Genomic DNA, 13,228 nt, shown 5'->3' on the forward strand with positions numbered 1-13,228 from the left:
AATAAGCTAGAACTCTAGTAAAATAATAGAAGGTGTTATTTTACTGGGGGGACAGCGTCTTGGAGGAGAAGTTAATGCTTTATTTAAATATTCAACAATTACATCAACGGAAGTTTAAAGTATCTCAAATTGCACAGGAGCTCAAAGTATCAAGACCAACCGTTTATAAATATTTAAAAATGACATTTGAAGAGACAAAAGCATACATGGAACAGCTTCAAGGCAAAGGTAAGAAATTGGATCCCTACAGGGATTGGATTATCGCTTGGCTTGAAGAATACCCTCATCTCAGTGCAGCGCAAATCCACGATTGGCTCTTAGAGCGTTATCCCGATTTAGTTGTTGGCGAGAGTACAGTAAGAGCATATGTGAAAGAGATGCGGGAGATTTATCAGATTGAGAAAAAAGTAATAATTCGGCAGTATGAAGCAATCCCTGAACAACCTATGGGTAAGCAAATCCAGGTGGATTGGGGAGAAACGAAACAGAAGACAACTGAAAAGAATGAAATTAAACTATATTTCATCGCTTTTGTCTTAGCTCACTCTCGATACAAATACATGGAGTGGCAGGACCGGCCTTTTACGACAAATGATGCCATACGATGTCATGAAAATGCATTTCAATTTTACGGAGGACGCACAGAAGAAATTGTGTATGATCAGGATCGTTTAATTACAGTAAGCGAAAATTCAGGTCAGCTACTTTTAACTTCTGAGTTTCAAAGCTATGTAAATGAACGTAAGTTTAAAGTTCATTTATGTCGTAAGGCAGACCCAGAATCAAAAGGAATGATTGAGAACGTTGTAAAGTACATAAAGGGAAATTTCGCAGACAGCCGAGTATTTAGCAATATTGAAGATTGGAATAACCGTGCGTTACAGTGGCTACATCGCACTGGAAATCAACATGTTCATCAGACAACGAAAAAAAGACCAGCTGAAGTGTTCCCCGTCGAAAAGCAACACTTACAGCCCGTCTCTTCACCACTCTCATACGAAAGCGTCATTACCCCAAGTATAACAAGGAATATTAGTAAGGACAATACAATACGGTTTAAATCAAACCGTTATTCCGTTCCTCTCGGAACGTATAGTGTAGCCTCTGATAATGAGGTTTTTATTGAAGTCACTTCGAGCCAACCGCCAACGCTGATTATCCGTAAACAGTTAGAGGGAGAAGTAATTGCTGAACATAGCATTAGTAATGAAAAGGGAAAGCTTATTCAACATCTACATCATATCCGGGATCGTTCAAAAGGTATTGAAGAATTTAAGCAACAACTGGTTTCACATTTTGAAGATCAGGAACGTGCAACTTCTTATTTAAATGAAATTTGTTTAAGATACCCACGGTATCGGCGTGATCAGCTCATAATTATTCAAAACGTCATTGAGAAATATCCAATGTGGATTGAAGCCACTTTGACTAAATGCATGATAGATAAACTTTACAGCGCCAATGACTTTCGGGATATAGCAAACCATCAAAATGCATTACAAACTGAATGTACCCAAAAGGTGAAGCCTCCCTTTATAAAACATTCAGGTAAAGACAACATCATAGTGACAACTCGCTCCCTTACTACTTACACAAGTATTTTAGGGGGTGAACCACAGTGAATAAGACTGTAAATGACTTGCAGGAGCACTTTCGCCAATTAAGGTTATCGGAAACAGCTGAGGAGCTACCAAAGCTCCTACGTGAGGCTGAAAAATCTTCTTGGACGTATTTAGAATTTCTTGAATCTATCACACGTTATGAACTGAGAAAACGTGAAGTAAAGAGTTTAGAAAGAAGAATGAAGTGGGCGCACTTCCCTTACGTGAAGTCATTAAGTGAATTTAATTTAGAAGAGCAAACAGCTTTAACGGGGCGCCAATTGACCCAGCTCGCAGAGCTAAACTGGCTTGAGCAGCAGTATAATTTAATTTTATTGGGACCGCCAGGCGTTGGTAAAACATTTTTAGCAATCGGTTTGGGAATTGAGTCTATTCACAGAGGTTTCAACGTCTATTTCGTAACTATGGGTGAGCTTATTCATCTTTTAAAAACGGAAGAATTTCTAAATAAATCAAAAGTGCAGCTAAAGCGATTAAGAGGCGCCGATCTGGTCATTATTGATGATTTAATGTATATGGCAATGGATCAGCGAGAAGCAAATTTGTTTTTTCATTTAATTAATCATTTGTATGAACGAAGTTCCATCATTCTTACATCCAATAAAAGCCCTGAACAGTGGGGTGAATTAATGGGAGATCAGGGAATTACCACTGCGATTTTAGATCGTTTACTTCATCGTGTAGAAGTCATTCATATGGATGGAGATAGCTATCGAATGAAACATCGAAAAAGTGTATTTTCAGCTGAAGTGTAAAAAGTAAATAAGCAAAAAGTGTAAAATTCTACGGCTCTTTCTCACTTTTGGTGAAGGCACTTTAAAGATGGTATAGTGAAATAAAAAGGAGCGAATCGCCACATGCCTTTTTCCTCTTTTACTAATATAGAATGTTTACTCGTTATACAAGAAGATCAATCTTATATATATCTAGTAAAATCTAAACATTCTTCTTGTAGATGCCCGTCTTGTCATACTCCGTCTAACCGCATACACAGCCAATATGTTCGATCCCTTCAGGATGTACCTGCATATGGTAAATCAACGTATATACGACTACAAACACGTAAATTTTTTTGCGATGACCGTAGTTGTCTACAAGCTATTTTTACAGAAAGATTTACGTGGTTAGGAACCTATCAACGCAAAACCAAGCGTTTACACGAGATGCTGAAGTCAATTGCACTATCTACGAGCTGCAAAGTAGCATCTCGGCTGTCTAAATATCTAGGTATTGTAACCAGTCACCACACACTTTTACGCTTGCTTCATAAATTGAAATTGCCTTCTTATGAACCTCCGGTTCATATTGGGATTGATGACTTTGCATTCAAGAAACGTTGTCGTTACGGTACGATTATTATCAATCAAGAAACCAGAAGACCCATTGCTATTTTAAATGGTAGAGATAAAGGAACAGTCGTAAAATGGCTCGAACAGCACCCTACTATTCAAACAGTTACTCGGGACGGTTCCTCAACATACGCTAAAGCTATTTCTCAAGCACTTCCTCATGCTTATCAGATCACGGATCGTTGGCATATACTGAAAGGTTTATTTACAGCAATTAAAGAGACCTTACAACACTCTTTTCCATCTATATGGAGAAAAACAGAATATAAAAACCCTACACCAGACCCACTACTTATTCGCAAAACAGATATTCAACGTAACCTGCATGCAGAAAAGGTTTGGCAGCGTAGCTTAAAAGTAAAGGAGTGGAAAGCTAAAGGGAAATCCATTGCTTGGATTTCTCGTCATCTAAATATTTCTCGCCCTACGGTCTATCAAGATTTAAGACGTAAGAAGAAAGAGCCTATTAATCGTGTTAAGCTCTTAGATCCATACCTGCCTCAATTACGTCAGTGGAATTTGTATGGATGGACCACAAGCCGTATGGAGGTAGAACTTAGAAAGGTAGGCTATACAGGATGTCGATCTACCTTAAATGCAGCCGTGTCAAGAATTCGCCAGGAACAAAGAGCTAGTGCCACAACGTATACCATATCTAGAGATTGCTTACTATGGAAAATATGGAGTGAAAAGAATAGTGACTGGCTGAATACATTACCTTCGGCATGTTTAAAAGAGTTTCCACTTATACCGCAATTAGTTGAAGTGACATGCAGCTTTAAAAATATTATCAGGAAACGCAACAATCAAGGCTTATCTGGATGGATTGAAAGATGTAAACTTTATTCATTTCCGGCTCTCAACACGTTTACAACCTATATTGAAAAGGACTTACAAGGAGTAATGGCTGCCTGTGTTGATCCTCTAAGTAATGGGTTATCTGAAGGGCATATAAACCGTGTGAAGACGTTAAAACGTATGATGTATGGTCGGGCAAGTGATGAATTGTTGAAAAAAAGAGTGCTCATACCATTATTGTAGGTAGAGTTGTTTTTCTAAAAAAACAATACATATCTTTGACATATGGCGACGTTTGCCTTCACCAAAAGTGAGAAAGAGCCAATTCTACTTGACGTCTACAAATGATCTTTTGTTTTCGATATCTTGCTATTACATCCAAAAATCCTTATATTTATCTCTTCTTAGCGTTATACTGTGTAACGAGGTGATGATATGAAAGAACATATTCATTCTAATCAAGAAGAGATGTCTACAGACCTTATAGATAATATGAAAAAAACCATAGAAAACGACGGTATTACCAATGAACAGTGGCAAGCCATTATGTTAAATGACATGTCTTATGATAAGAAGTTTTATTATGGAGTTAAAACAACTAAGATTTTTTGTCGCCCATCTTGTAAATCACGTCCACCTAGAATGGAAAATGTAAAGATTTTTCTAGATCCTAAGCAAGCTTTGGATGAAGATTTTCGCCCATGTAAACGATGCAAACCTATTAACAAACAATTACCTGCTGAAGAGTGGGTAGAGCAAGTTACAGGTTATATAGATACACATTTTAAGGAACATTTAACATTACAGAAATTAGCTAATTTATGTCACGGTAGCCCATTTCATCTCCAGCGTACATTTAAGCGAGTAACTGGGAAAACTCCGACTGAATATATACAACAGACAAGAATAAAAAAAGCAACCGAATATTTGGTGGCTTGCGATAAACAAGTAGGAGAGATTGCTGAAGCAGTTGGAATTCCTAATATGACATATTTTGTTACACTTTTTAAACAAAAAACAGGCTATACTCCAACTGAGTATCGCCAGGCCTATAAAAACAATCATTTAATGGAGGGAATAGAACATCGAGAAAACAAATAATCAATCAGTATATTGGACACATTTCACTCACGAAGATTGGAAAATGTATATTGCAACTACGGAAAAAGGACTATGCTATGTTGGTTCTCAAAATCAATCATTTGATGAACTATCTCAATGGGTCAAAAAATATCTTCCGTATCATAATTTAGTCCAAGATAATGAAAAGTTGCAATCTTATGCTACTGAATTAATCGAATATCTACAAGGAGGACGTCAAGTCTTTAGTTTACCTGTCGATTTACATGGAACATCATTTCAATTAGCAGTGTGGGATGCACTATCTAAAATTCCATATGGAAAAACGTACTCCTATTCAGATATTGCGAAATATCTTGAGAAACCTGATGCAGTACGTGCAGTTGGAACAGCCATCGGCGCGAACCCAGCTTTAATTACAGTTCCATGTCATCGGGTTATCGGTAAAAATGGAGCCTTGACGGGTTATCGTGGTGGACTGGATATGAAAAAAACGTTGTTAACGTTAGAAAAAGTAAAATTCAACTAAGAAGGGAGAATGATAGATGTCTAAGTCAATTGAAGAACGCATTGCATCCCTAAATTGGGCTGCAATGCATCAATCACTAGACGGGGTTAGGTATGTTAAACTATCCACTTTATTAGATAAAAATGAGTGTGAAGAAATTATTAAAATGTATGACCAATCTCCATATTTTCGAAGTACCATTAACATGGAAAGATATCGTTTCGGAAGTGGCGAGTATAAATATTTCCAAGCACCTCTTCCACCTGTCTTACAAGAGTTGCGGACACATTTCTATCCTCAACTTGCGACAGCAGCTAATTGTTGGTTAAATCAGTTAGGTAAGGATACCATATATCCGGCGGATCACAAAGAATTTCTTAAACAGTGTCATCAAAAAGAACAAGTTCGTTCGACCCCACTCATTTTGAAATATGAGGAAGGTGGATACAACTGCTTGCATCAAGATTTGTACGGAGAAATTCACTTTCCATTTCAAGTGTTATTTGCATTAAATCAACGAGAAAAAGATTATACAGGTGGAGAATCTGTATTGGTTGAACAAAGACCCCGTGCACAAAGTAGGGGACATGTGATTACACTCGAACAGGGAGAAGCATTAATTTTTCCAACTAATCATCGCCCGGTGTTAGGCACGCGTGGTTATTATAAAACGACACTTCGTCATGGTGTAAGTACGATTACATCTGGAACAAGATATGGTCTAGGTATTATCTTTCATGATGCAAAATAACAGCAAGAAATGAAGAAAGACAATGAAGTTCATCTTTGTTTTAGGTAGAACAGTCTATATAATAAAGAACAAACGTTCTTTATTGAGGAGTACTTTCAATGAACTATGAGCAGCTACCAAACAGAGTCATTATTTGCATAGACATGAAAAGCTTTTTCGGTGCGAGACGTTAATCTCAAAAGTTAGGCTAATAACCTAACGGGGAGGGATTGATCTCAATGGAATCTGAATTTAGATTACAAGAGATACAACTTTTTCAGTGACAGAAGGAATGATTGAGTAACGCCTTGAACATCTTAACCCAATGTAGTAAGGGTTCTTTTTTTGATGAGTTCGAAAAAAGACATTATGGTAATTAAAATTGTGCATCATTCATTTACCTTTTAAGCTTTTTACTTAGTTTATTAAGCTACTTATAGTCATCTTTTTTATTGTTCTCCTGTATATTGAGGATAGATAGCAACAATAAATTCCCTAGCTTCTAACTTCATTTGTTCACCATATAATTAAAAGTTAATGAATTGTTATATAATAGGACTTGAACATCATATCTGTATACATTAAGATAGTTGATTAAAGTGCTATATAGGATAGAATAGGTGGAATTCATATGACAACCAATCCAAAAAACGAACTTTTAAATAATTGGATATCCATTACTAATATTCAACTAAGTATTACCAATGAACTTGAAAGGACTTTACAAAAAAATTATGATCTATCATTGAAAGAATTTTACGTTCTTTACTTTTTATCTCAAAGCAGTGATAAAAAATTAAGACTACAGCAATTACAAGAGATGGTTGGATTAAGCCAAAGTGCTATGTCACGATTAGTAGGTAGACTTGAGGCTAAGAGTTGTGGAGTCTTGCAAAGACATATATGTGAGGATGACAGGAGAGGTATCTATACTAGTCTGACTGAAAAAGGTTCAGAAAAACTACAGGGATGCTTAGATACTGTTTATACCATTCTTCAATCTGCGTTTTCAAAGGAAAATATTCATCATGCGTTACAAGCGTTATTACACGAATCATGATGTAATGCATGTGTTTTTTACAAATTAGTTTATCTTAACTGATAAATAAAAATGACCTGGTAAAATTTACTAGGTCATTTTTATTTATCACTTGGTCTATGTGTACTTTTATAGTGTGAACATAAACCATAAACATATAAATTGACAAGAAATAAAGAATAATATAAATTATATGCATGTGCATGCATATAATTTTGATAAAGGAGATTTTATTATGGATCACTTATTTAGCCCTTATAAGATAAAAGGATTGGATTTAAAAAACCGTATTACGATGCCCCCAATGTGCCAATATTCTGTTGAAAAAAAGGATGGAATTGCTACTGACTGGCATTACTTACACTATGTAAATCGTGCAATCGGTGGGACTAGTTTTATTATAATTGAAATGACAGATGTGGAACCTGATGGCCGTATTACAGATTATGATTTAGGATTATGGTCAGACGACCAAATTCCTGCTTTAGCACGAATTGTAGAAGCTTGTCATCGTTACGGAGCTAAAGTGGGCATCCAAATTGCTCACGCTGGTCGTAAAGCTGAAGATGCAGAGGTACCAGTTGCTCCTTCGGCTATTCCATTTGATAAAAAATCAAAAACACCTAGAGCTCTTTCAACAGATGAAGTGAAAGAAATGGTAGAGAAGTTCCGTAGAGCTGTACAGCGTGCTGTGAAAGCTGGTGTAGATGCTATTGAAATTCATGGTGCTCATGGATATTTAATTCATCAATTCCACTCTCCTTTAACAAATAAACGAGAAGATGAGTATGGAAAAGATCTGACTAAATTTGGCCGACAAATTATTGAAGCAGCAAAAGCTGAAATACCGGAAGATATGCCATTAATCATGCGGATATCTGCTAAAGAGTATGTAGAAGGCGGATATGGCATTAATGAAAGTATCGAGTTTGCAAAAGACTATCAAGAAGCTGGCGTAGATATGTTTCATATCTCTTCAGGAGGTGAAGGTCCTATCGGTGCTGGTGGGAGACCCGGCACGCATGCAGGCTACCAAGTACCATTAGCTCAAGAGATTAGGAAAGCTCTCAATGTTCCAGTCATCGCTGTTGGAAGATTAGATGATCCTGCGCTTGCAAATGCTGTTATCGGTAATGAGGATGCAGACCTTGTAGCTGTTGGAAGAGGCATGTTACGAAACCCTCATTGGGCATTAGAAGCTGCATCTACATTGAAAAGAGAAACGACTGTCCCAAAACAGTATGCAGATGGTTTTAGAAGATAAGTTCAAGTAACAAAATATAAAAACTAAGTGTTTTTAGATAGTAAACAAATTTCTTGAAAGCAAAAAACATTAGATATTCATTATCTAATGTTTTTTGCTTTGTTGTTATTTTCAGCTTTTTCTTCTAAAAACTGTTTAAATTGTTCTTTGCTCACATTTGAATTCATTGCTTCTCTAACTAGCTTCATCCATTCTTCAGGAAGATTTTTCTCAGAATCCTTCATCATCATTACCTCCCATACTTGTTCGCCTACCCTTAATTTGTAACTTAAAACGTTCTAATACAAGTATATATCTAAATATATTTCCTTAAGGATTATAAGTTAATATTTATAGGTGGATAAGATTTCTGGATCTTTGTTTACAAATGCCCGTTTATCTCTTACTTTTATGATAATTGACCTTCTTGCACTGCAATCTCTTCTAGTGCTTGAGTTATTTCTTCACTTTCAGGTTCTTCAAGTAATAATAACCATCACACTAATTGGTTATTGTTATCGATTATAGTTAGAGATGCACCATATCTACTTTAAGAGCGTATTTCAACTTGAAAATTTTCTACTGCAGTATCTAACTCAATAATCAATTTAGATAAGTGGTCCGTATGACGTGTTAGCTCATTTGAAGATGCGGATTGCTCTTCAGCTATTGATGCTATTTCTTGAGCAGATGCCGTAGTTTGTTGGGACACAGCACTTATTTCTTGAATCATCTGAATGACGATCTCTTTTTGTTGATTTATACTGTTAATGGATTCAGTTTCTCTAACAATAGAATCTACTGCCTTAGTTAAAGATTCAGTAATAAACGTCATAGATTCACTCACTGTTTTTACTGCCTGGCTTTGTTCAAAGTTAGTCTGAGTTGTTTCTGTCATCATATTAACAAGTGTGCTATTTTCTTTAAGTATACTATTTATAACTTCGTTAATGTCTTTAGTAGCTTGTTTAGAATCTTCAGCTAAACGTCTAACCTCTTGAGCTACTACGGCAAATCCTCTGCCATGCTCACCTGCTCTGGCAGCTTCTATGGAAGCATTTAAAGCTAATAAATTAGTTTGTTCGGCTATTTCAGAAATGCGATCAGTCACATTTGCAATAGTCTTTGATTTGTTATTTAAATTTGAAACCATTAGTGTAATATCTTTAAAATTCGAGTCTAATTTTTTATAAGAGGTTTTTAATCCCTCAACTTGTTCCTCACCTACTCGCACTTGAGTGGAAGCCTCTTTCATTTCTTTTTCAACCATATTAGATTGCTCTAATAATAAATCAATTTCAATACTTAACTTTTTAATAGTATGTAAACCATTTTCAATTTGATTTGATTGAGCTGATGCTCCCATTGCGATTTCCTCTATGGATTGGGAAACTTCAGCAATTGCGACGTTATTTTCTGAAGCAATTGTGCTAACGCCATTAGTGGTTGTTTCGACAGAGACAACATTGTTCTTCACTTTAGAAATTAATTGTCTCATGCCAGCAAGCATTTCGTTATAACTCTTCGCTAGATCTCCCAACTCGTCTCTTGATGAAATACTTAGTTCAGTAGTTAGATCTCCACTTGATGTCTTTTTTAAGACTTCTTGAATATTAAGTATAATCCTTTTTAGCATTCCAGAAAGGTAATAGGCACACAACGCCCCAATTATTAAACCGATAACTATTGAAATAATTCCAGTTTGTTTAATATCATTCATCTTAGAAGAAAAGATTTCTTTGGGTGTTAAAGAAATTACTTTCCAATTTAAATGAGGTATTGTTGTCACTTGTCCAGTATAACCCTTCTTATTTAATTCCACATCAAGAGAATGCACAGAATCATTCTTATAAATCTTTGATACCCAATCATATTGTGAATTAAAGTTTTCTCTGTGTGATATTAAATCACTAACGCCCTCTACAGTACCACTTTTTTCAGGGTTCATATTTTTCCCGTCAGAATTTTTTATAAAAGCACTAACCACAAATCCTTGTGAGTCTAAGATGACAAGATTATTTTCAGTATATTTTTCTATTTTGCTTCTAGAAACTCCAATTGTAGTTAAGTCTATGTCATAACCTAAGGCTCCTACCATTTTTCCACTTACGATGACCGGAGAAACGACGGAGGTCATAATTTTTCCGGAAATTTTATCTTTGTATACATCCATCCATGTTACTTTAGGTGCCTTTGTTAAAGTTTTATATGTTCTTGTTTCATGTACGTCATGCTTAAAATCAGCATAAGGAGAAATATGGAGTTTTCCTGTTTTCCCATCCATGTAATAGGCCGAAATAATTGTAGAATCATTTTTCTTAACGGCTTGCAATAGACTGTCGACGTTAGAAACAGAACCTTTTTTGTTCATTTCATTAGATACGACACCTGCCAACTGTTTTAATGAATTTTCATAGCCTTTTAAATTTAAACTTACTTGTTCAGACGCACTTTTGGCAGTAACCTCGTTTGAACTTAAATTATCTTTTTTCAAAATGTCACTTATACTTACCTGCATAAAGATAACGGTTCCTATAAGTGCTACAAAGGTGGTTGTACAAATAAATAAAATCCATTTGGTTCGAATAGATAGCCTTCTATCATCTTTTTTTCTGAATGAAAATTTTTCTCTCATATAGATACCTTCTCTTTTTGAATTTAAATTTACTTTTTACAAATAAAAATTGAACTAAATTACTATCGGGTTCTTTCTTTCTTTCTTAACAACGTTTCAATAAATTTTATTTTTCAGTTTATTTACACAAGCTGCCATTTGTTTCAAAGTAAATCTAACTGTACAGTTGGTAGAAGAGTATGAAAGTCTTTACGAAAAGGTGCAAGATATGAAAGGAAGCACAAGTTATTTTGAAATTTAAAGGGGTAATCACAAATAAATACTTATTTAGTCTTATGTCACCTTATTTTGTAATCAAAGAGTGAAAAAAGATTAAATTTAAACTAATGACGGTTTTTATAGATTTGAATTCATAGTATGAGAGACAAACCATGAAAAATTAAGTATTATTGAATACATTTTCCAATACAGGGAAAAAGATTAAAGTGATCATTCAAAGGAGGTTTTCATTTTGGCAGAAAATAAAGACGTTAATGCTTCAAACGAGGATGATATAAAACGTGAAACGCTGACTACACGTCAGGGACATCCTGTAAGAGACAACCAAAATATTCGTACAATTGGTAATCGTGGGCCAGCTACACTTGAAAATTATCACTTTATCGAAAAGATTTCTCATTTTGACCGCGAAGAAGTTCCAGAACGAGTCGTCCACGCACGAGGATCTGGAGCCTTTGGCTACTTTGAAACATATGGAAAAGTGGGGGACGAACCAGTAGAGAAATATACTCGGGCAAAGGTATTTTCAGGTGCGGGCAAGAAAACACCATTGATGGTTCGTTTCTCCACAGTTGCCGGAGCAAAAGATTCTCCAGAAACAGCTCGAGATCCACGCGGATTTGCTGTGAAAATGTACACGGAAGAGGGGAATTGGGATTTAGTTGGGAATAACCTAAAGATTTTCTTTATCCGTGATGCAATGAAGTTTCCTGATATGATTCATGCGTTTAAAGCAGACCCAGCTTCGAACGTACCAAACCCTCAGAGAATGTTTGACTTTGTTTCCCGTACACCTGAGGCTACCCACATGATTACATTTTTATTCTCTCCATGGGGGATTCCAGCGACGTATCGTCACATGCAGGGGTCTGGTGTAAATACCTACAAATGGGTGAATGATAAGGGAGAGGCTGTACTAGTAAAGTATCATTGGGAACCTAAGCAGGGAATTCGGAACTTAACACAAGAAGAGGCAAATACGATACAAGCCAAAAACGTGGGACATGCAACGCAGGATTTATACGAAGCAATTGAGGGTGGAGATTATCCAGAATGGGAGCTCTTCGTACAAATTATGGAGGATGGTTATCATCCAGAGCTTGATTTTGATCCCTTAGATGATACGAAACTTTGGCCGGAAGATAAGTTTCCATGGTTGGCAGTGGGCCGTATGGTTCTAGATCGTAATCCAAAGGATTTCCATGCAGAAATCGAGCAAGCCGCCTTCGGTACAGGAGTTCTTGTGGATGGAATGGACTTCTCAGACGATAAAATGCTACAAGGACGTACCTTTTCTTATTCAGATACACAGCGCTACCGTGTAGGTGCCAACTATCTAAAATTACCTGTGAATGCACCGAAAGTGCCTATTCATACGAATCAGCAGCGCGGTCAAATGGATATTCGTGACCCAAAGGAATCTGGGGATAATCCACATATTAATTATGAGCCTTCAATGCTTGGTGGCTTTCAGGAAGAAAATAAGAAAGACCGTGTTCCACATCAACCAACGTATAATGCAGCCGCAATGAGTGCACCAATTGACCGTCCTAACGATTATGGGCAGGCAGGTCACACATACCGTAGTTTTGAAGATTGGGAGCGCGATGAATTGATTAAAAATCTATCGGATGCACTTGCTATTTGTGATAAACGAATCCAAGAAACGATGATTTCTCATTTTACACAAGCTGATGAAGAATATGGTCGACGTGTGAAGGAAGGTATTGAAAAGAAACTACACGAAATGCAGGATATGAAAAATACAAGTGAGGTACCTGGTCGTAAAGCAGGTAAATCAAAATATGGACAAGGTACATTAGCTGCAAATGAAGCAACAGAAGATGCTGTAAAGAAAAGTCACGAAGTCGATCCTTATTAAGTGAATTGCTCCATTTTAAAAATAGGGAACCGACGTATGGGTATAGTATAATCTTAAGGGAATACCTTGCCTAAAACCTCATGATTTAAAAGATACCTCTCCTAATTGACAGGAGAGGTATCT

General features: G+C 36.3%; 10 protein-coding genes and 1 pseudogene. 9 read left to right on the forward strand and 2 right to left on the reverse strand.

Going from position 1 to position 13,228, the window contains the following annotated elements:
- Window positions 1–74: 74 nt before the first annotated feature.
- From istA to NST66_RS28005, 8 genes are all read left to right on the forward strand, one after another.
- Window positions 75–1,622, forward strand: a complete 1,548-nt coding sequence (istA, locus tag NST66_RS27970; RefSeq protein WP_340843759.1) for an IS21 family transposase — start codon at window positions 75–77, stop codon at window positions 1,620–1,622.
- Entirely contained in the window at window positions 1,619–2,377 is a 759-nt protein-coding gene (istB, locus tag NST66_RS27975) for an IS21-like element helper ATPase IstB (protein ID WP_060746201.1), read from the forward strand. Before istA ends, istB begins: the two co-directional genes overlap by 4 nt.
- 102 nt (window positions 2,378–2,479) lie before the next feature.
- Complete coding sequence (locus tag NST66_RS27980) at window positions 2,480–4,012, forward strand: ISL3 family transposase (protein ID WP_205664144.1); 1,533 nt, start codon at window positions 2,480–2,482, stop codon at window positions 4,010–4,012.
- Window positions 4,013–4,273: 261 nt separating this feature from the next.
- On the forward strand, window positions 4,274–4,870 hold the full coding sequence (locus tag NST66_RS27985) for a bifunctional transcriptional activator/DNA repair enzyme AdaA (RefSeq protein WP_445326397.1): 597 nt from the start codon (window positions 4,274–4,276) through the stop codon (window positions 4,868–4,870).
- Entirely contained in the window at window positions 4,854–5,378 is a 525-nt protein-coding gene (locus tag NST66_RS27990) for a methylated-DNA--[protein]-cysteine S-methyltransferase (protein WP_340843862.1), read from the forward strand. Before NST66_RS27985 ends, NST66_RS27990 begins: the two co-directional genes overlap by 17 nt.
- Window positions 5,379–5,394: 16 nt before the next feature.
- Window positions 5,395–6,108, forward strand: a complete 714-nt coding sequence (locus NST66_RS27995) for a 2OG-Fe(II) oxygenase (RefSeq protein ID WP_340843835.1) — start codon at window positions 5,395–5,397, stop codon at window positions 6,106–6,108.
- A 610-nt stretch (window positions 6,109–6,718) separates the two neighbouring features.
- Entirely contained in the window at window positions 6,719–7,147 is a 429-nt protein-coding gene (locus NST66_RS28000) for a MarR family winged helix-turn-helix transcriptional regulator (protein WP_340843836.1), read from the forward strand.
- A 214-nt stretch (window positions 7,148–7,361) separates the two neighbouring features.
- A complete protein-coding gene (locus NST66_RS28005; RefSeq protein ID WP_340843837.1) occupies window positions 7,362–8,390 on the forward strand; it encodes an NADH:flavin oxidoreductase/NADH oxidase in 1,029 nt (342 codons plus the stop codon).
- Between the two features lie 80 nt (window positions 8,391–8,470).
- Here the strand turns inward: NST66_RS28005 and NST66_RS28010 are convergent.
- Window positions 8,471–8,602: pseudogene (locus NST66_RS28010) on the reverse strand (anti-repressor SinI family protein); the annotation flags it as partial.
- 317 nt (window positions 8,603–8,919) lie between these two features.
- Window positions 8,920–11,004, reverse strand: a complete 2,085-nt coding sequence (locus NST66_RS28015; protein WP_340843838.1) for a methyl-accepting chemotaxis protein — start codon at window positions 11,002–11,004, stop codon at window positions 8,920–8,922.
- A 451-nt stretch (window positions 11,005–11,455) separates the two neighbouring features.
- Here NST66_RS28015 and NST66_RS28020 point away from each other — a divergent pair, with 451 nt between their 5' ends.
- Window positions 11,456–13,105 carry a catalase gene (locus tag NST66_RS28020; RefSeq protein WP_034655801.1) on the forward strand — a complete coding sequence of 550 codons (1,650 nt, stop codon included), beginning with the start codon at window positions 11,456–11,458 and terminating at the stop codon, window positions 13,103–13,105.
- Window positions 13,106–13,228: the final 123 nt, after the last annotated feature.

The organism is Priestia sp. FSL W8-0524, from assembly GCF_038005965.1.
In the GTDB taxonomy this organism is placed as follows: Bacteria; Bacillota; Bacilli; order Bacillales; family Bacillaceae_H; genus Priestia; species Priestia zanthoxyli.

Excerpts from the sequence above, each read along its gene's own strand:
- NST66_RS27980 (WP_205664144.1), top strand. The coding sequence starts at position 2,480 with ATGCCTTTTTCCTCTTTTACTAATATAGAATGTTTACTCGTTATACAA.
- istA (WP_340843759.1), top strand. The coding sequence starts at position 75 with ATGCTTTATTTAAATATTCAACAATTACATCAACGGAAGTTTAAAGTA.
- NST66_RS28000 (WP_340843836.1), top strand. The coding sequence starts at position 6,719 with ATGACAACCAATCCAAAAAACGAACTTTTAAATAATTGGATATCCATT.
- NST66_RS27995 (WP_340843835.1), top strand. The coding sequence starts at position 5,395 with ATGTCTAAGTCAATTGAAGAACGCATTGCATCCCTAAATTGGGCTGCA.
- NST66_RS28005 (WP_340843837.1), top strand. The coding sequence starts at position 7,362 with ATGGATCACTTATTTAGCCCTTATAAGATAAAAGGATTGGATTTAAAA.
- NST66_RS28015 (WP_340843838.1), bottom strand. The coding sequence starts at position 11,004 with ATGAGAGAAAAATTTTCATTCAGAAAAAAAGATGATAGAAGGCTATCT.